This is a genomic window from Virgibacillus halodenitrificans JCM 12304, from assembly GCF_001310895.1.
Taxonomy (GTDB): Bacteria; Bacillota; Bacilli; order Bacillales; family Amphibacillaceae; genus Virgibacillus_Q; species Virgibacillus_Q halodenitrificans.
On record NZ_BAZS01000051.1, the window covers coordinates 1 to 18,775 of the forward strand.

The following is an 18,775-nucleotide window of genomic DNA, read 5'->3' on the forward strand; positions in this document are numbered from 1 at the left end:
ATGCTATTCCGGTAGGAGTCGCGGGCCAACAGGACGTTGGTCATGCAATCGTTGCCACAGGACGTGGCGTTCTTAGATTGCCCCCTTCCGCTCCAATCAATTTGTATGACTTTTAAACTCCAAATTCCGAGTGGGCTTTTCACTTTTCCTTAAGAGAGCTTTTCACACCTAATACTAAAGTCATTTATTGCTAAAAAAGTAACTCTAAGCGAAGGAAAATACGAAGACTTCTGGGGGAGATGAGGCTCATCAGCCGCCCCCGAAAAGCGAAGTGTTTTCCGTAGCGGTGGTGGAACCAGATTCAAAATTTTGGTGATTTTTACAGCAACAAAGTTTTTCAAAGTTAATTTATACACCAAAAGTAGTTCGATGTTTACTCCAACTTTGACAAATGAAATTGTAGAGGGAATTCTTATTATAAGCAAGTATCCTAGTTCGTGTTTATATAGTTAAATTTGGTTAGGATAACTATCAAATCGAGAGTCTCTCACTACTCGTTTCGTAGAAGTAGACAATTCGTTAAACATACAGTATAATGAATGACAGTCAGTCATTTAATGTGGAGGTATTAACATGGATGATAAAAAAGAGAAAATTATCCGTTCTGCTATTGAAGTCTTTAAAGAAAAAGGAATCGAAAAGGCAAAAGTTTCTGAAATTGTTAAAGGAGCAGGGATTGCCCAAGGAACCTATTATTTATATTTTTCATCAAAGCTTGCTGTAATGCCATCCATTGCAGAAAAAATGGTGGAAAAAACCATGGAAGCAATAGAAAGAGAAATTAAAGAAGAGACACCATTCGATCAAAAGCTGGAACAAATTATTGAATTAGTTTTTGAGATAACAAAAGAATATAAAGAAATTATGGCACTCATTTATGCTGGTTTAGCCTCAAGTGATTACCTTGCTCAATGGGAGACCATTTACCAGCCGTACTATAAATGGATGAGTAATTTTTTAGAAAACGCTAAATTGGAGGGTGAAATTAGAGAAGATATTGATCCAAAACATACAGCAGAATTAATTATTGGCTTAATTGAATCAGTTGCCGAGCAGTCTTATTTATATGATAACCAAAAAATTTCCATTATAGAGAGAAAAAAAGAAGAGGTATTTTCATTTATTAAACATGGACTAAAAAAATAAAACGGGAATTTTTTTACGACAAAAATGACTGAATGTCAGTCAAAAAGAGGTGCAAGAATGAATAAATCATGGATATACGTTATTTTAACAAGTCTTTTTGAATTAATTTGGATTTTTGGTTTTAACGTAGCTAGTGAATGGTGGCACTGGGCTATTATTTTAGGATGTATCTCTTTGGATCTTCACTTTTTAACTAAGGCTTGTGAGAACTTGCCAACAGGAACGGTTTACGCTATTTTTGCGGCTGCAGGAACGGTTGGTACAGCCTTAATGGATGTATATATCTTTAATGGGAATTTAAGTACACCAAAGGTTTTATTTATGGTTCTTCTTGTTGCTGGGGTAATTGGATTAAAACTAGCAGATAATTTACCTGATAAGGGAGAAAAGGAGGTTGTGAATTAATGGGTTGGTTATATGTCGCAGGTGCAGCAATAAGCGAAATGATAGGTGTATTAGGTCTACAACTTTTTAGTAAGAATAAGAACATTAGAAATGGCCTGCTTTACTTTGGAGGATTAGCCGCCTCTTTTGTATTACTATACGCCTCTTTTTCTTATTTAATGGTTAGTGTTGCTTATGCAGTCTGGATTGGGATTGGAACAGCAGGTGCTGTCATTATGAATATGATCTTTTTCGGTGAAAAAAAGAACACGCCAAGGATTATAAGTCTACTGGCAATTATTATAGGAGTAACAGGACTAAAAGCATTGTCTTAACATAACTAAATAATACGCTGTAATAAAAGCATGGTAATCTCTGCTGAAAAGGGATTCTTACCATGCTTTTATTTTTTATATAAAATTTTTATGCAAATACACTTGAATATTTATTCAAAATAACGCATAATAATACATACCGAATATAATTATAAAGGAGTTGCAGATAGATGAGTAAAGAAAAAGTTGTTTTGGCATATTCTGGAGGCTTGATACGTCAGTGGCAGTGAAGTGGTTACAGGATAACTATAATTATGATGTTATTGCGGTAGCCCTGGATGTAGGAGAAGGAAAAGACCTTGATTTTATAAAAGAGAAAGCGTTGAATGTAGGGGCTATAAAATCCTATGTTGTTGACGCCAAATCTATTTATGCAGAGGAATATGTTCTTCCAGCATTACAGGCAAATTTATTATATGAAGGAAAGTATCCATTAATTTCTGCTTTGTCACGTCCGCTGATCGCTAAGATTTTGGTAGATATTGCAGAAAAGGAAGGAGCAGTTGCTGTCGCTCATGGCTGTACAGGAAAAGGAAATGACCAGGTGCGATTTGATGTTGCTTTTACTGCATTAAATCCTTCTCTAAAGATTGTTGCGCCTGTGCGTGAATGGGCAATGTCCCGTGATGAGGAAATTGCATATGCAAAAGAGCATGGAATACCTGTCCCAGTGGATGTGGATAACCCGTTTAGTATCGATCAAAACTTATGGGGACGCAGTAATGAATGTGGCGTACTGGAGGATCCATGGGTGGAAGCGCCGAAAGAAGCGTATGAATTAACAGTAGACCCAATTGATGCACCAGATACACCTCAGGTTGTTCAACTAACATTTGAACAAGGAAAACCTGTATCTCTTGATGGTACTTCCATGCCACTTGAAAAACTGATCCTGCAATTAAATGAAATTGCCGGAAAGCATGGTGTCGGACGTATCGACCATGTAGAAAACCGTTTGGTAGGAATTAAATCACGGGAAATTTATGAAGCCCCTGCAGCGTTAACATTAATTGCAGCACATCAGGAACTGGAAGCTTTAACTCTACCAAGAGAGGTTGCACAATTCAAACCAATGATTGAGCAGAAGCTTTCTCAAACGGTATATGATGGCTTATGGTACTCCCCGTTAACAGACGCACTTAAAGCGTTTATTAATGAAACTCAACAGCACGTGTCTGGTACTGTAAAGGTTAAATTGTATAAAGGGCATGCTCAGGTAGTTGGCCGGGAATCTGCTCAATCCCTCTATGATTTTGATTTAGCAACATATAATGCCGAAGATGCATTTGATCATGAAGCAGCATTAGGCTTTATAAAACTTTGGGGCTTACCAACAAAGGTTCACGCTACAGTGAATCAAACGCATGCTAAGAAGGCGATTTCCACAGAGGAAGCAGTTGTAGATGTAAAGGAAGCTGTGAAACAATGAAACTATGGGGAGGACGCTTTACAAAACCAACAAACCAACTGGTAGATGAATATACTGCGTCTATATCTTTTGATAAAAAGCTTGCCCAATTCGATATTCAGGGAAGTCTTGCACATGTGGAAATGTTAAAAGTATGTAATATCATTTCAGCAGAGGACGCCACAAGTATTGCAGCTGGTTTGAAAAAAGTTGCAGCAAAAATCAAAGATGGAGAAGCAGTTTTAAGTGAAGAGCATGAAGATATTCATATGAATGTGGAAAAGCTTTTAATTGAGGAAGTTGGGGCTGTTGGTGGCAAATTGCATACAGGGAGAAGTCGAAACGACCAAGTAGCCCTTGATATGCGACTCTATCTAAGAGAAGCAATTGTTGAACTAAGTCAATTACTTATTAGTGTCCAAGAAGCACTTTATAAACAAGCACAGGAAAATCTGGAAACAGTCCTGCCAGGCTATACTCATTTGCAGCGTGCTCAGCCAGTGCTTTTCGCACATCACATGATGGCTTATGGATTTATGTTTGAACGTGACCTGGAAAGATTACAGGATAGCTGGAAGCGAGTGAACAAATCACCGCTTGGTGCAGGTGCCTTGGCCGGGACCACCTTTCCAATTGACCGGGAGCTTGTAGCACAAGAATTAGGTTTTGATGGAATTTGTGAAAATAGCTTGGATGCTGTTAGTGACCGGGACTTCGTGGTAGAATTTCTCTCAACAGCATCCATGGTATCCATGCACTTGTCTCGCTTATGTGAAGAGCTTGTACAATGGTCTAGTGCAGAGTTTAATTTCATTGAATTGGATGATGCATTTTGTACAGGCAGCAGTATGATGCCCCAAAAGAAAAATCCGGATGTAGCGGAACTCGTGCGAGGAAAAACAGGCCGAGTGTATGGACATTTGGTTGGTATGCTTACGACTCTAAAAGGGCTTCCCCTAGCATATAATAAGGATATGCAAGAAGATAAAGAGGGCATGTTTGATACGGTAGAGACACTAAAAGGGGCGCTTGCTCTTTTTGCACCTATGATTGATACTATGTATGTTAAAAAAGATATGATGTATGAAGCAGTAAGCAAGGATTTTTCAAATGCAACAGACTTAGCAGACTATTTGGTAGGGAAAGGGATGCCTTTTCGAGAATCACATGCAGTAGTTGGCCAGATCGTATTGCACTGCATACAACAAAACAAGTATTTGCTTGATCTTACTCTAGAGGAATTTCGCTCGTTCTCTATGCTTGTAGAAGAGGATATCTTCCGTGTTTTAACTCCGGAAGCAGTGGTAAATGCCAGAGATGTAGCGGGAGGAACGGCTAAGAACAGAGTAGAAGAGCAATTAAGCATCATAGCTGGGAAATTGGAAGTAAATAAAAAATGGATTCAGGAGCATGAAGGTGTTGCTAATCTTTATATGCAAGTTTAATAGAATTTGTTTTAAGATGATGGATGAGCACGACGATCCATCATCTTTTTTGCTATACTGAATTCATCTAAATTTATTGGAGTGTTCAACGTGTTTAAAGTCATACAAATAATTATTCAAATAGGTTTATTATCATTATTCTACCTTGTAGGTGATTGGATGCAGTCTGTTTTTAATCTGGTGGTGCCAGGTAGTGTTATTGGTATGTTGCTCTTATTTTTATTTCTGTCGACTGGTATTCTCAAAACTTCATGGATAGAGGCTGGAACAACATTGATAATTAATAATCTAGCATTCTTTTTTATCCCTGTTACTGTTGGCGTATTAGAGTATTACGATATATTCGCCGGCAAAGGTATTTTGCTTGTTGCCATTACACTAGGAAGTACGATATTGGTAATGACATGTGGGGGATTAATAAGCCAGTGGCTGGTGGTTAGAGGAGAATTGAAAAATGAGTAAATTTGCTATAGGTATAGTGGCGATTGTTATTACGATAGTGGTGTATTTTTTAGCAGTAAAATTACATAGAAAGCTTGATTATCCATTTACTGTTCCTGTTCTAACTTCAACGGTTTTGATTATCATTCTCCTTTTAAGCTTCCGTATTCCTTATGAAACATACATGGTTGGGGGTGGCTGGATTGAAAAGCTTCTTGGCCCTGCTGTGGTAGCGTTGGCTTATCCGCTTTATCAACAGAGAGAGACATTAAAAAAATTAACGGCGCCAATTCTTATAGGGACATCTTGTGGTGCGATTGTTGGGGTTTCTTCAGGTTTATTATTGGCAAAGTGGGCTGGTTTTGAAGAAACGATTATCTATTCATTAACCCCAAAATCTGTGACAACTCCTGTTGCTATGGCCGTTACAGAGTCGCTTGGGGGAACTACTCCACTTGCAGCAGTATTTGTAATGATTGCTGGGATTGGTGGTGTGCTTATGAGTTCAGCTGTTTTTCAATTGTTTCGGATCAAACACCCTATTGGGAGGGGAGTAGGAATGGGAGGAGCTTCTCATGCGATTGGTACAGCATCTGCAATGGAAAGTAGTCAGTTGGAAGGCTCAGTAAGTACCATTGCCATGATTGTGAGTGCAGTTGCTGTCTCTCTAATCACCCCACTGTTGGTAAGTCTGTATATGTAAATAGTTCATAATTGCTAATGTTAGAGACAAACATTATCTCGTACATTCATAGTAGGAGAAAACTGCGACGTAACTTGTGTTGGACGGAGTAATTCATTTTACAGAGGAAGCACCCATTGATTTGCGTTTCAGGCGGACGCTTTCACACCTCCGGGTACAAGTGCGACATCTGTTCGTTAACTCACAGTGTCTTCTTTGCCGCCCGGCATGGCCTCAGCCGCTTTCCTCCGCTACGCTCCGTCCAGGGTCTTCGCCTCATGCTATTCCGGCAGGAGTCGCGGGCCAACAGGACGTTGGTCATGCAATCGTTGCCACAAATGTTTTCGGTGGGACGAGTTAGCGCAGTCCCAGGACGTGGCGTTCTTAGATTGCCGCCCTCCACTCCAATCAATTCGTATGAGCTTTTAATATTCCAAATACGGAGTGGCCTTTCACTTGTCCTTGACGATGGAAAGTGACCTTTTTACATCTAATACTAAGTTCATTTATCGATAAAAAGTAACACTTAAGCGGAGGAAAATACGGAGACTTCTGGGGGAGATGAGGCATAGGTGAGACCCCGGAACGCGGTATTTAGGTTGGAAGGCTAAAGTCGCGACGTCCTGTCGCAACGCCTTCATGACCAACATCGTGTTGGCCCGAGGCTCATCAGCCGCCCCCGAAAAGCGCAGTGTTTTCCGGAGCGGTGATTTGCGCAGCCTCTATATCCTTAGTTACGTCGCAATATATCTATTTCACGAATCATTGTATGATAACTCCAACATATATAGTAGAACCCTTTTAATTTCAAATAGTTATGGTGCAAACATAAAAAAAGCTGCCTGTCTATTAGGGAAGACAGTGCAGCTTTTTATTGTAAGAAAGGGCTATACCATGCCCAGCTCCAACTTAAAACGTTTTATTTTTAGTGACGCTTGTTCAACCAAAGAACACCTGATTTTGCTAGTCGTGGCAGTAACCCAGTCATTGGTTTTTGCATCATATTTCCAAAGCCATCTGATCTGCCAAGTGAACCTAACGTACCTTTTAACTTGATTTCTTTCGGTTTACTAGGTTTTTTGTTATTTAATATAGCTAATAGAATCTCTGCAATCTGATCTCCTTGCTGTCCAGCCAGCTGGGCACTTGGTGAAAATTCGGAAGCAACACAATCACCAACTACATAAACATTCGGTTGCTCTGGAACCTGATAGAAATCATTTACTATAATTTTCTCCTGATGATCCTTTTCAAATGGTAATTCTCTAACAAGGTAGTTTGGTTTTACGCCCGCTGTCCAAATGGTTACATCGTTAACAAAACAAACACCATTATTGCAAACACCATCTTTTTCCACATACTCTACATTGGAGTGATGAAGTACATCGACATCATTTTTAATAAACCAATCTGCTACATATTCTTGTATTTTTGAGTCAAAGGCTTTTAATACAGAAGCACCACGATCAAGCAACCGAATATTTAAATCCTTTCTGCTTTCTCTGATCTCTGAAGCTACTTCAATTCCACTTAGCCCTGCGCCCACAATAGTTACTTTACCATATGCTTTCAAATTACCAACAGCTAAACCTGTCTTTCGTGCTTTTTCGAAGGTTTGAACACTATGCGTATATTCCTCTGCCCCTTCAATTCCGTGATAATCATCCTCACAACCCAGGCCAATTAATAAATAATTATAGGGAAGCGTCTGACTTGTATCACTAAATAGAATCTGCTCATTCTTAGTGTCAATTTTTTTAATTTCCCCATAAAAATAGGTAACGCGTTTGTCTTCAGGGAAATCCAAGCGGACATCCTTTTCTGCAACGGTACCAGCGGCAATCGTATAAAATTCAGTCTTTATCGAATGATAAGGATTGCGATCAACTAACGTTATTTCTACATCATTCGGTAATTGATGTTCTAACATGCCCAAAAGAGTTCTTAAGCCTCCATAACCCCCGCCTAAAATCACCATTCTTCTCATAACAAAACCCCACTTCTGTTTAAATCATATGTATACTTCCCATTTTAGCTGAGAAGTACAATTCTGTCATCCTTTGATTGGGATATGTTTATGCTATAATTAGATGAAAAGGAGGCAATGTGATGATGAAGGAAAAGGTCCCGGCAATACAAGAGGATTATGCAGATGACTATGCTTGGTGTTACGGTTGTGGAAGGTTGAACAAAGAAGGCTTACACTTTAAAACGAGCTGGAATGAAGATCAAACAATTACGGTTTACACTCCAAGAGAGGAACATATTGCCATTCCCGGCTTTGTATATGGAGGATTAATTGCTTCATTAATTGATTGCCATGGCACCGGTTCTGCATCACTCGCTTTGCATCGGAAAAATGGGCATGAGCCTGGCGATGGAATAGAGCCACCCAGATTTGTAACTGCATCGCTTCACGTTGACTTTTTAAAACCAACCCCCCATGATACCGAGTTGAAGGCTGTTGGTACAATTGAAGAAATACACCCTAAGAAGTGGAAGATACATACTGAAGTGTTTGCAGGAGATCAATGCTGTGCGAAAGGCGAAGTCACAGCAGCAGTAATGCCAAAGACATTTACTGCAAAATAAACAGTTAAATTTATTAGCACAATTCCGTTGCGAAAGGGATTGTGCTTTATTTTGTGGAGGTTTTTCTATGCAGAAATTAACAATCACATCCTTATTAAATGTTATCGGAGAGCTATTTTCTGATGAGGTTTCTATTGGGGTCACAAATAAAAGTGAATATATTTATTATCGTCCAAGCAAACGGATTGATTTAAAAATCAGGCCAGGGGATGCTATAAAAGAGGGGACGCTTGCCAGTAAGGCACTGCTATCCGAACAAAAGGTTTCCGAGTTCATTAATAGAAATGTGTATGGTGTACCATACCATGGCATGGCGGTTCCATTCTATCAAGAGGAAGACTTGGAAGGGGCGGTATTGGCTATTTACCCTGCGATGACAGAAGGAAAGTCTGTTGTAACAGTGAAGACCGCTGATGGATGGAGACCAATTCCTTTTCAGGAAGTTATGTATTTAGAAGTGAAAGAGCGGAAAACACATGTGATCGCAGGTGAGGTTGCAGGTATACATAAACATACGCTTCAGGAGTTTGAATATATTTTACCAATAGAATCCTTTATTCGCTGTCATCGTTCCTTCATAGTGAACGTTAATTACATTGTAGATATTTTTCCTGATACGCATTCGACCTTCTTATTATCTATGAAAAATGGCGCGACAATTCCAGTTAGCCAATCCTACTCCAGCTACTTCAGAAAATTACTTGGATTCTAAGGATAAAAATATGCTGGTTTAAGCCTGTATTTTTGTAGTTTAATCAGTAATTTACTTATATTCACATAAAACCCCAATTAAGAAAGCGCTTATATTACAATTATTCTTAACCTTATGAAATAGAAAGTGGGGTAAGTTTATGGGAGAAATAAATGAGCGTATTAAAAATTCCCAGCTCCTTAAAAAAGTGATCACTGCGGAAGAAGCCGCGTCACTGATCCACGATGGTATGACATTAGGATTGAGTGGTTTTACCCGTGCAGGGGATGTGAAAGCAGTGCCTACTGCCCTTGCAGATCGTGTGATTAAAGGAGAAAAGTTAAAAGTAAATGTATTTACAGGCGCTTCTTTAGGTTCAGATGTGGATAAGCTATTCGCTGAAGTGGGTATGGTTAACAAACGGTTACCGTTTCAGGCAGATCCAGTAATGCGAAAGAAGATAAATCAAGGTGAACATTTATTTGTTGACCATCATCTATCACATACAGCTGAAATGTTACGATCAAATACACTGGGAACTGTTGACTATGCTATTTTGGAAGCGGTTGCTATAACGGAGCATGGCGAAATTATCCCAAGCACATCCATCGGAAACTCCATGGCTTTTGCTGAACATGCGAGAAATATTATTATTGAGATAAACACAGCTCAATCTGAATTATTAGAAGGCTTGCATGATCTTTACAGTCCGGAAAAGCAAGGGGAACGTACACCAATACCTTTAACGAACGTTAAGGATCGAATTGGAACTATTGGTATTCCGGTAAATTTAGATAAAATAGCGGGGATTGTTGTTACAAATCAACAAGATTCTCCTTCTACTATAGTTCCCCCAGATGAGGAAACACGAATGATGGCTAATCATTTATTGAATTTCCTAAGGAACGAAATAAAAGCAGGTAAACTCACAGAAGAGCTTGCTCCGATACAATCTGGAATCGGTTCTGTAGCGAATGCTGTATTACATGGCATGTTGACTTCGGAATTTAAAGATATAGAAGTCTATTCAGAAGTGCTTCAAGATGCGGTCTTTGATCTCATTGATGCGGGAAAAGTAAAAACGGCCTCTTGCTGCTCTATAACGCTTTCTGAAAATAAAATGAAGCAAGTTTTCGAGGACTTTGAAATATATCGGGATAAATTGATTATGCGTCCACAGGAAATATCAAACCATCCGGAAATTATTCGTAGACTCGGACTAATCGCAATTAATACTGCGTTAGAATTCGATATTTATGGAAATGTTAATTCCACACATGTAACAGGAACGAAAATGATGAACGGAATTGGAGGATCTGGTGACTTTGCAAGAAATGCCAGATTAGCTATCTTTGTAACAAAGTCAATTGCTAAGAACGGAGACATTTCCAGTATTGTTCCTTTTGCTTCCCATATTGATCATACGGAACACGATGTAGATGTTGTAGTGACAGAGCAGGGATATGCAGATTTACGTGGATTAGCTCCAAGAGAGAGGGTACCACTTATAATAGAAAACTGTGCCCACCCGATGTACCGTGAGCAATTATGGGACTATTATAATGAGGCATTAAAATATGGTGGGCAAACACCGCATGTGATGGAAAAAGCATTTTCTTGGCATGCTAATTTTTTGAAGAATGGGAGTATGGAGGAGCTAGTGGGCAGTACTAGCTGATTTGCAAAAAATCGTTTATAGTGGATTCAGAAAAGGGTTATTATATAGATGAAAGCCGATTTCCCTCTGGGGGGAGGGAAAATCGGTTTTTTGTTTGGAAAAAGGGGTAGAATTGTGTATGATTCGATAGGGATAAATAAATACGTGACAGAGACTTTTCTGTCACGTATAATAACTATTTTAACGACTTAAGAGGAGTTTACTATGATGAGAACAAATTCACTTCCTTTTACCATTTCCAAAACAGAAAATTTCTTTGATCGTCTTGGTGATTATATTGGTGATGTTTTTTACGATATATTACCAGAGCAGGGTTATGACCTGCGTGATGAACAAATTTATATGGCTTTTCAACTAGAACAGGCCTTTAAAAATAAACACACAATATTTGCTGAGGCCGGTGTAGGTACGGGAAAGACATTTGTGTATTTGCTTTATGCTATCTGTTATGCACGTTATCGACGTAAACCGGCGATTATCTCCTGTGCAGATGAAACTTTGATTGAACAGCTGGTAAAAAAAGATGGCGACATAGAAAAATTAGAACAAGCGCTTGGCCTGTCTATTGATGTAAGGCTTGCCAAGGCAAGAGAAAATTATGTATGTGTACGAAAACTAGATGCACTTGTCGAGCAGACAGACGATGAAGCTATTCATGAAGTGCATGATGCTATTCCGGACTTTGTCTTTGATACGAGTGCTATGATGAAATCCTTTGAACGCTATGGAGACAGAAAAGAATATCCGTGGGTGTCTAATGAAAGCTGGGAAAAGATTGCCTGGGACCCACTTGAACAATGCTCTACCTGTGAATGGCGTCACCGTAGTGGCCAAACATTAAACAGAGAGTACTATCGACATGCAACAGACTTAATTATATGTTCACATGATTTTTACATGGAACATATTTGGACGAAGGATTCCAGGAAGCGTGAAGGTCAAATGCCATTATTGCCGGAAGCCAGCTGTGTCGTATTTGATGAGGGCCATCTTTTAGAATTCGCAGCACAAAAAGGGCTAACCTACCGATATAATTTTGAAACATTGTCCAATGTATTAACAGCCTATATGGGTCAGGATGTACGGGAGGAAACGTTATATTTAGTTGAGGATATCTTAACATTGAATGACGAGTGGTTTCAGTTACTTGGTAAGAATACGACTGATGTAAAAGGTTCTAATAGAAAAGAAATAAATTTTTCTTCTACAATGCTTGAAATGGCTCAATCCTTGTATGAAAAAGTTCAGCAATTGCTTGAACAGTTAGTTTTCGATGCGGAACTATTTACGATGGAAGATTATCATATCAAAATTATTGAAGAATACTTGGAGTTTTTCTCTTATGGGCTGTCCATTTTATTAAAAGATGATAAAGGTATTTACTGGTTAGAGGAAAGTGACACATCCACTAATTTGGTAATTATGCCACGATTAGTAGAAGAGGTACTTAAAAAGGAAGTATTCTCCCAAGACATCCCATTTGTCTTTTCTTCTGCTACGCTAGCTCAAGCAGGCGACTTCTCTTATTTGGCTAACAGTCTAGGTATTCAATCATTTGATTCCTTTTCTGTTGATTCCCCATTTGATTATGAGGAGCAGATGAAAATAGCTGGTCATATCGCTAGTGATAAACAGATCAAATGGGAAAGAATAGGCAAGCAACTGAGAGAAAATGAAGGACGTTCCCTGGTCCTGTTTTCTACAATGGAAGACATGGAGGAATTTAGGGAATGGGTTAACTTACAGTCATTTTCTTTCCAAGTTCTTTATGAAGGAGATCGCGAAATAAGTGAGACAGTTCGCACTTTCCAATTAACAGCATCTTCCGTTTTATGTGCGTATCACTTATGGGAAGGATTGGATATTCCTGGAGAGGCGCTGACACAGGTTATTATTTCATCCTTGCCGTTTCCACCAAAGGATCCGGTTTTTCAGGCAAAGCGCAAGCATGCAAAAAACCCGGATTATGAAGTCGACATACCATATATGTTGCTTCGTTTAAGACAAGGAATCGGCCGCTTAATTAGAAGCAGTAATGATCATGGAGCTATTCAGTTATGGATAGAAGAACAACAGAAACAACTTTATGAAGATCAGATAGAAGCCGTATTACCTGTTAATATAGATTGGAACTAGGTAGAAAAGAAACCATGCCGAGAATGTTGGCATGGTTTCTTTATTGGTTCTGCTGAATCATTCCGTTTACTTTGCTCTCCGGCGGATAGTTTTGCTCTGCAGCCGATTACTTTGCTCTCCGGCGGATTCCTTAGCTCTGCAGCCGATTAATTTATTCTCCGGCAGATTATCTCCGTCCCGACGCTGATTGTCCCCACACTAGTTCGCGTTTTTTTCCAACTATGCAGAGAATGAAATAGTTTTAAACAATGTGTTTTTATCGACATAAATTTATGCTATTATTCAATGATTGCTAAACAAGGCATTCTACACTTTGTAGTGCTCCTTTAGAGGGAGGGCTATTCAGATTTTAGCAGTTCAAGGAAATGTGTGAGGATCTTGGCTGTTAATCCCCAAATCACTTTACCTTCATAGTAGTAGAACATCTCTTCAATTCGCTGAACCTGCCAGTCATAATCTTCTCCCCCTATAATGGAAGCATAAGGGAAATCAGGCTCAGGAGTAATTTGCATGTTCACATAATGTATTTCCGGCTCTGTATTAAGAAAGAAATCCAGTGGAACCGTAAACACATCTTCTACTTCTTCTTTATTAAGCGCAAAGGAAGAGCTTGCAGATATTTTACCAACAAAGGGATAAACGATCCTGCCAAAATCTGAGACAATATAATCAAGTGGTACCACGTCTGCAATGTCTCTTTCAAGAATACCTAATTCCTCTGTTGTTTCCCGAAGTGCAGCAGCACGAGGGGTAGGATCATCTGTATCTATTCTTCCTCCCGGAAAGCAAATATCACCTGGCTGTCTGCGTAATTTTAGGGATCGAATTTCAAATAAAATATGGGTTTCACCATTTATATCAATAAGGGGTAATAGAACGGCCGATTTAAAGAAGTCCTTATATCCTAAAATAGATGGTTTGCGATGCTGCAATTTGTCCATTACTTTATCTAATTTCATTTATATACCTCCTCTAAATATCTATATGATCGTTAGCCACCTACTATTATACAAGCATATCGTTGAGAAAAACCAACAAGTGATTTCTTGGGTATAAAGGGATGCTATTTAAGGAAACATATGACAGTGCAATGTAGGAAGGTGGCACGACTATGAAAATTATTAGGAGGCTGAAAATGGGCATACTAAGTGGCAATCCGACGGATGAACCGATGCATTATGGAGAAGTATACAGTATTTGGACAGCAGTAAACACGATGAAGGGGATGGTGGCAGGGCACCAAACCTTTTTAAACCACGCAGGTGATGAGGATCTTCGTAAACTTATTGAAGAAGCGATTCAGCAAGGAAACCAGGAAATTCAGGAATTAGAAGCATTGTTAAAGGCAAATGGAGTAGGTTTACCACCGACACCACCTGATAGACCAACTGCATCGCTGGAGGACATCCCAACAGGTGCACGTGTGCAGGATCCGGAAATTGCAGCTGCCATGTCTATTGGAGTTGCAGCTGGCCTAGTTGCTGCAAGTCAGGTAATGGGTCAATCCATTCGAGAGGATATTGCCATGATGTTTGGGCAGATCCATACGAAAAAAGCAGCTTTTGGAGCAAAGCTATTAAGGCTTAATAAAGAAAAGGGCTGGTTAGTACCCCCACCGCTTCATCAAGCGCATAATGGATAAATTTAAGAAAGGAGCGGGCATGTGGCCTGCTTCTTTTTTGTAGGGCATATAAAAAAAACTTTAAATTACTATGTAAAAACAGGGTAGAATTAGTATCCGGTCACTGTTTATATATCCAACCCATGACATTTGTCATATTACATTATTGACATTTATGTCTTACATAGCATTTTGATTTGCACTATGATAAATGAAACAGAACGTTTTCTCTATATTAGGAGGTAATTATGAGTAGACAAAAACAAGCACAATTAAGAAAAAGTGTTGCATCTTTTGCAAATTCAGATATGAAAGCAAGTATTATGCAGTTGATAAATACAATTCTGCCGTTTTTTCTGCTTTGGTTCTTGGCATATCAAAGTCTATCTCTTTCCATATGGCTATCAGTGGCGTTATCTGTAATTGCTGCAGGCTTTGTCATACGGATATTTATTATTTTCCATGACTGTACTCATGGTTCATTTTTCAAAAGCAGTAAGGCAAACAGAGTTGTTGGGACGATAACAGGTATTATTACTCTCTTTGCATTTGAAAAATGGAAGAGAAGTCATGCAATTCACCATGCGACGAGTGGTAATTTGGATAAACGCGGAACCGGCGATGTCTGGGTAATGACAGTTGAGGAATATGTGCAAGCTTCTGTTTGGGAGCGACTTGCCTATCGACTTTACCGTAACCCCATTGTTATGTTCGGGTTTGGGCCACTGTATCTTTTCCTCCTGTCTAACAGGTTTAATCGAAAAGGGGCGAAACGAAAGGAACGTTTGAATACGTATTTAATTAATGTGTCCATTATGGTTATATATTCTCTTTTAATTTGGGTTGTAGGTTGGCAGGCATTTCTAATGATTCAGCTTCCTATCTTATTTGTATCCGGAGCATTAGGGATTTGGTTGTTTTATGTGCAACATCAATTTGAAGATTCCTATTTTGAAAATGAGGACGAATGGGATTTTGTGAAAGCAGCAGTAGATGGCAGCTCTTATTATAAGTTGCCCAAAGTAATACAATGGTTGACTGGGAGTATCGGATTCCATCATGTGCATCATCTGAGTCCGAGAGTACCTAACTATCACTTGGAGAAAGCACATGAATCTACTCCGCCATTACAAAAGGCAACTACTATTACATTAGCGACAAGTCTAAAATCGATACGTTTTCGTTTATATGATGAAGCAACAAGGTCATTTGTTACATTCAAAGAAGTAAAAAGTCTCATTAGAAAAAGAAAGCTTTCTATCCAACTTAATCCACAAAGACCGAGTATTCCAGAAAAATAATGTCTTTTATTTACCCCGCTATGTAAGATAGTGGGGTTTTTGGTATACTGTACAAAAGCTTGAAAGTGAATATGGCTGGAAAGGTTAAAGATGACATATGCAGAATTGGTTTCATATTATACCTAAAAACACAGGGCTTAGTGCGTTTGCCTGGATAGCTTTTTGTATCCTTCCATCTTATTTTATCTTCCGCTCCACAACAACTGTTGAAATTATAATTGGGGTTATTTTAATTATTCTTTTTTTTGCAACGTATCGTTTATCTTTTATTAAAAAAGGCTGGACGGTATATGTTTCTGTTGGAATAGAAATGGCTATAAGTATTGGAATGACCTTATTGTTTGGCTATATTTATTTCGCCTTGTTTCTGGCCTTTTTTATTGGGAATATACAAAATAAAGCCGGGTTTATAACATTATATGTAGTGCATATAATTACAACTATTTGCGCTGCGGCTTTTAGCTTTTACAATCAAAATCCGCTTTTTTTAGCACAATTTCCCTTCGTAGTTATTAGTATTATTGGTGTTATTTTATTACCTATTAATTTATATGTAAGAAATAAAACAGAGAGATTACAACTGCAATTGGATAGTGCAAACCAAAAAATTTCTAAGCTCTTGGTGTATGAAGAACGTCAGCGTATTGCAAGAGATCTCCACGATACGCTTGGTCAGAAGCTTTCATTAATTGGTCTGAAGAGTGATTTGGCTGGGAAGCTTGTACATGTAGAGCCAGATACAGCGAAGAAAGAACTAAATGATATTCATTCAACTGCTCGGACAGCATTAAAAGAGGTACGAGAAATGGTTTCAAATATGAAAACAATTTCACTTAAAGAAGAGCTTCTGCGCATTCAACAAGTCATGGAAGCAGCAGAGGTGGAGTTTCATTTCCAAGGAACATCAGAATTGAATGATACCCCCTTACTCGTTGAAAATGTGGTAAGCATGTGTTTAAAAGAAGCTGCAACAAATATCGTTAAGCATAGCCAAGCTTCCAAATGCCATATCGAAATAAGAGAAAGCTCAAGTGAATTAATTGTTCTTGTTAAAGATAATGGTATTGGAGCAAAAGAAAACATAAATATCTTTAATGGTCATGGATTACGTGGAATGAAAGAAAGACTTGAGTTTGTTAATGGTAGCCTGGAAATCATCCCTGCGAATGGTACTACTTTAAAAATTAGTGTACCGAACATTATCCAACAGTCAAAGGAGGAAAAAGAGGAATGATTCGCATTGTGATAGCAGAAGATCAAGGACTGCTGCTTGGCGCTTTAGGATCTTTATTGAACCTTGAAGAGGATATGGAAGTAGTTGGGATGGCAAAGAATGGGAAAGAGGTCCTTGATCTCGTACATCTCAAAAAGCCGGATATCTGTATAATGGATATTGAGATGCCTCTAAAAAGCGGTCTGGAAGCAGCAGAAGAACTAAAAGCAATGGCATGTAGAGTAATTATCTTAACCACTTTTGCAAGAAGAGGATATTTTGAAAGAGCGAGAAATGCAGGGGTTAGTGGATACTTATTAAAAGATAGCCCAAGCGATGAATTAGCGACATCTATTCGCCAAATTATGGAGGGTCGGAGGATTTATTCACCTGAATTAGTGGATATGGTTTACAACGCTGAAAATCCGCTTACGGATAGAGAAACACAAGTATTAAAACTTATTGCTGAGGGGAAAAACACAAAAGAAATTGCTAAAAAGCTAGCCATCACAAATGGGACGGTAAGAAACTACGTATCTGTTATTCTGGAAAAGTTGGAAGTAGGAAATCGTATTGAGGCAATTTCCAAATTCAAGGAGAATGGTTGGTTATAAAAAAGGATTGTGGGGAGGGGCTTATAGTGAAACACGCAATTTATCAAATGGATATCATACCTGGAGACCCACCAGCAAACAAGGAAAAAGTAGCTGATTGGTTAAATAGTACGATGAAAGAAGAAAGACCGGATACTGTTGTTCTTCCGGAAATGTGGACAACGGGTTATACACTTCCTAATCTGGAAAGTGTAGCGGAGAAAAACGGGGAGCCAATTACTGGTTTCTTACAAAAAATGGCATATTTGCATGATGTGAATATTATAGGAGGATCCTTTGCTAATAAGAAAGACGACAGGTTTTATAATACGAGTATAATCATTGATCGGAATGGAGAGGTTGTCTATCGCTACGATAAGATTCATTTAGTTCCTATGCTTGATGAGCCTGCCTATTTAACCGGAGGGAAAGACAAAGTTAAAGTATTTGAACTTGATGGAGTAAAAGCCGGAATAATTATTTGCTTTGACCTTCGCTTTCCAGAGTTAACGCGTAGCTTAGCTTTAAATGGGGCAAAGATTGTGTATGTAGTAGCAGAATGGCCAACTGCTAGGAAAAACCACTGGAAATCTCTTTTAATTGCCCGGGCAATAGAAAATCAAATCTATATTGTTGCTTGTAACCGTGTAGGTGAGTATGACGGTGTTGATTTTGCAGGTAATTCAATGGTCATTGATCCATGGGGGAATTGTTTGAAGACGGGTAGTGATGCAGAGGTGGAGACGGTGGTAGAAACACTTGATATAAGTACAGTTGCTAAATTCCGAAAGGATGTCCCCATATTTTCCTGCAGAGTCCCCGATTTGTACTGATTCACTATTTACATTTATTGTAAAAAAGTGACTTGGGTTAGCTAGATAGGTGAATTTTAGATAAACTGCGACGTAACTTGGTTGTTTGTAAATGACCGTTTCGGAAAATACACTTCGCTTTCCGTGGGCAACGCTTCAGCTTCCTCGGAAGAAAACCACTTCCTTGAAAAAGAAACCCACTTTTTCTGCGTGCGATGGGTTCTCATAGAAGATTTCCTGGTCCTGCGGGATCTTCAGCTGGGGCTGGGACTGCGTCACCTCGTCCCACCGAAGATC

At 38.9% G+C, this 18,775-nt stretch carries 17 protein-coding genes and 1 pseudogene; 16 read left to right on the top strand and 2 right to left on the bottom strand.

From position 1 onward, the window contains the following. Positions 1-573 precede the first annotated feature (573 nt). The 7 genes and pseudogenes from JCM12304_RS17815 to JCM12304_RS17845 all read left to right on the top strand — a co-directional run bounded on the left by JCM12304_RS17815 (position 574) and on the right by JCM12304_RS17845 (position 5,862). Positions 574-1,146: a TetR/AcrR family transcriptional regulator gene (locus tag JCM12304_RS17815; RefSeq protein WP_060681860.1), complete on the top strand. Its 573-nt coding sequence runs from the start codon at positions 574-576 to the stop codon at positions 1,144-1,146. Positions 1,147-1,203: 57 nt separating this feature from the next. Continuing rightward, positions 1,204-1,551 (top strand): DMT family transporter, encoded by a 348-nt coding sequence (locus JCM12304_RS17820; protein WP_019376258.1) that lies wholly within the window; start codon positions 1,204-1,206, stop codon positions 1,549-1,551. Continuing rightward, positions 1,551-1,865 (top strand): DMT family transporter, encoded by a 315-nt coding sequence (locus JCM12304_RS17825; RefSeq protein WP_060681861.1) that lies wholly within the window; start codon positions 1,551-1,553, stop codon positions 1,863-1,865. Before JCM12304_RS17820 ends, JCM12304_RS17825 begins: the two co-directional genes overlap by 1 nt. A gap of 170 nt (positions 1,866-2,035) precedes the next feature. Beyond that, a pseudogene (locus tag JCM12304_RS17830) lies at positions 2,036-3,294 on the top strand (argininosuccinate synthase). After that, positions 3,291-4,718 (top strand): argininosuccinate lyase, encoded by a 1,428-nt coding sequence (gene argH / locus JCM12304_RS17835; protein WP_060681862.1) that lies wholly within the window; start codon positions 3,291-3,293, stop codon positions 4,716-4,718. Before JCM12304_RS17830 ends, argH begins: the two are co-directional and overlap by 4 nt. 90 nt (positions 4,719-4,808) lie before the next feature. Beyond that, on the top strand, positions 4,809-5,180 hold the full coding sequence (locus JCM12304_RS17840; RefSeq protein WP_060681863.1) for a CidA/LrgA family protein: 372 nt from the start codon (positions 4,809-4,811) through the stop codon (positions 5,178-5,180). Next, positions 5,173-5,862, top strand: coding sequence for an LrgB family protein (locus tag JCM12304_RS17845; protein ID WP_060681864.1), 690 nt, complete (start codon positions 5,173-5,175; stop codon positions 5,860-5,862). The genes JCM12304_RS17840 and JCM12304_RS17845 overlap by 8 nt, the downstream gene beginning before the upstream one ends. Before the next feature lie 904 nt (positions 5,863-6,766). Here the strand turns inward: JCM12304_RS17845 and JCM12304_RS17850 are convergent. Beyond that, on the bottom strand, positions 6,767-7,828 hold the full coding sequence (locus tag JCM12304_RS17850) for an NAD(P)/FAD-dependent oxidoreductase (RefSeq protein ID WP_019376252.1): 1,062 nt from the start codon (positions 7,826-7,828) through the stop codon (positions 6,767-6,769). A gap of 122 nt (positions 7,829-7,950) precedes the next feature. Here JCM12304_RS17850 and JCM12304_RS17855 point away from each other — a divergent pair, with 122 nt between their 5' ends. From JCM12304_RS17855 to JCM12304_RS17870, 4 genes are all read left to right on the top strand, one after another. Beyond that, entirely contained in the window at positions 7,951-8,433 is a 483-nt protein-coding gene (locus JCM12304_RS17855; RefSeq protein WP_060681865.1) for a PaaI family thioesterase, read from the top strand. Between the two features lie 67 nt (positions 8,434-8,500). Then, on the top strand, positions 8,501-9,145 hold the full coding sequence (locus JCM12304_RS17860; RefSeq protein ID WP_019376250.1) for a LytTR family DNA-binding domain-containing protein: 645 nt from the start codon (positions 8,501-8,503) through the stop codon (positions 9,143-9,145). A gap of 139 nt (positions 9,146-9,284) precedes the next feature. After that, positions 9,285-10,802, top strand: coding sequence for a succinyl-CoA:acetate CoA-transferase ScpC (gene scpC / locus JCM12304_RS17865; RefSeq protein WP_060681866.1), 1,518 nt, complete (start codon positions 9,285-9,287; stop codon positions 10,800-10,802). A gap of 204 nt (positions 10,803-11,006) precedes the next feature. After that, complete coding sequence (locus JCM12304_RS17870) at positions 11,007-12,938, top strand: ATP-dependent DNA helicase (RefSeq protein WP_369813188.1); 1,932 nt, start codon at positions 11,007-11,009, stop codon at positions 12,936-12,938. A 338-nt stretch (positions 12,939-13,276) separates the two neighbouring features. Here JCM12304_RS17870 and JCM12304_RS17875 read toward each other — a convergent pair whose 3' ends face one another. Further along, complete coding sequence (locus JCM12304_RS17875; protein WP_060681868.1) at positions 13,277-13,897, bottom strand: NUDIX hydrolase; 621 nt, start codon at positions 13,895-13,897, stop codon at positions 13,277-13,279. A gap of 176 nt (positions 13,898-14,073) precedes the next feature. Between JCM12304_RS17875 and JCM12304_RS17880 the strand changes: the two genes are divergently transcribed. The 5 genes from JCM12304_RS17880 (at position 14,074) to JCM12304_RS17900 (ending at position 18,499) form a co-directional block, all read left to right on the top strand. Further along, entirely contained in the window at positions 14,074-14,580 is a 507-nt protein-coding gene (locus JCM12304_RS17880) for a DUF3231 family protein (protein ID WP_060681869.1), read from the top strand. A 227-nt stretch (positions 14,581-14,807) separates the two neighbouring features. Continuing rightward, positions 14,808-15,860, top strand: coding sequence for a Delta(5) desaturase DesA (gene desA, locus JCM12304_RS17885; protein ID WP_060681870.1), 1,053 nt, complete (start codon positions 14,808-14,810; stop codon positions 15,858-15,860). A gap of 97 nt (positions 15,861-15,957) precedes the next feature. Further along, positions 15,958-17,094: a sensor histidine kinase gene (locus tag JCM12304_RS17890; protein ID WP_060681871.1), complete on the top strand. Its 1,137-nt coding sequence runs from the start codon at positions 15,958-15,960 to the stop codon at positions 17,092-17,094. Next, entirely contained in the window at positions 17,091-17,687 is a 597-nt protein-coding gene (locus JCM12304_RS17895; RefSeq protein ID WP_019376477.1) for a response regulator transcription factor, read from the top strand. Before JCM12304_RS17890 ends, JCM12304_RS17895 begins: the two co-directional genes overlap by 4 nt. Before the next feature lie 26 nt (positions 17,688-17,713). Then, positions 17,714-18,499, top strand: coding sequence for a carbon-nitrogen family hydrolase (locus JCM12304_RS17900; RefSeq protein ID WP_060681872.1), 786 nt, complete (start codon positions 17,714-17,716; stop codon positions 18,497-18,499). Positions 18,500-18,775 lie beyond the last annotated feature (276 nt).

Excerpts from the sequence above, each read along its gene's own strand:
- JCM12304_RS17845 (WP_060681864.1), top strand. The coding sequence starts at position 5,173 with ATGAGTAAATTTGCTATAGGTATAGTGGCGATTGTTATTACGATAGTG.
- JCM12304_RS17815 (WP_060681860.1), top strand. The coding sequence starts at position 574 with ATGGATGATAAAAAAGAGAAAATTATCCGTTCTGCTATTGAAGTCTTT.
- desA (WP_060681870.1), top strand. The coding sequence starts at position 14,808 with ATGAGTAGACAAAAACAAGCACAATTAAGAAAAAGTGTTGCATCTTTT.
- JCM12304_RS17860 (WP_019376250.1), top strand. The coding sequence starts at position 8,501 with ATGCAGAAATTAACAATCACATCCTTATTAAATGTTATCGGAGAGCTA.
- JCM12304_RS17855 (WP_060681865.1), top strand. The coding sequence starts at position 7,951 with ATGATGAAGGAAAAGGTCCCGGCAATACAAGAGGATTATGCAGATGAC.
- JCM12304_RS17890 (WP_060681871.1), top strand. The coding sequence starts at position 15,958 with ATGCAGAATTGGTTTCATATTATACCTAAAAACACAGGGCTTAGTGCG.
- JCM12304_RS17850 (WP_019376252.1), bottom strand. The coding sequence starts at position 7,828 with ATGAGAAGAATGGTGATTTTAGGCGGGGGTTATGGAGGCTTAAGAACT.
- scpC (WP_060681866.1), top strand. The coding sequence starts at position 9,285 with ATGGGAGAAATAAATGAGCGTATTAAAAATTCCCAGCTCCTTAAAAAA.
- JCM12304_RS17875 (WP_060681868.1), bottom strand. The coding sequence starts at position 13,897 with ATGAAATTAGATAAAGTAATGGACAAATTGCAGCATCGCAAACCATCT.
- argH (WP_060681862.1), top strand. The coding sequence starts at position 3,291 with ATGAAACTATGGGGAGGACGCTTTACAAAACCAACAAACCAACTGGTA.
- JCM12304_RS17825 (WP_060681861.1), top strand. The coding sequence starts at position 1,551 with ATGGGTTGGTTATATGTCGCAGGTGCAGCAATAAGCGAAATGATAGGT.
- JCM12304_RS17870 (WP_369813188.1), top strand. The coding sequence starts at position 11,007 with ATGATGAGAACAAATTCACTTCCTTTTACCATTTCCAAAACAGAAAAT.
- JCM12304_RS17820 (WP_019376258.1), top strand. The coding sequence starts at position 1,204 with ATGAATAAATCATGGATATACGTTATTTTAACAAGTCTTTTTGAATTA.
- JCM12304_RS17880 (WP_060681869.1), top strand. The coding sequence starts at position 14,074 with ATGGGCATACTAAGTGGCAATCCGACGGATGAACCGATGCATTATGGA.
- JCM12304_RS17895 (WP_019376477.1), top strand. The coding sequence starts at position 17,091 with ATGATTCGCATTGTGATAGCAGAAGATCAAGGACTGCTGCTTGGCGCT.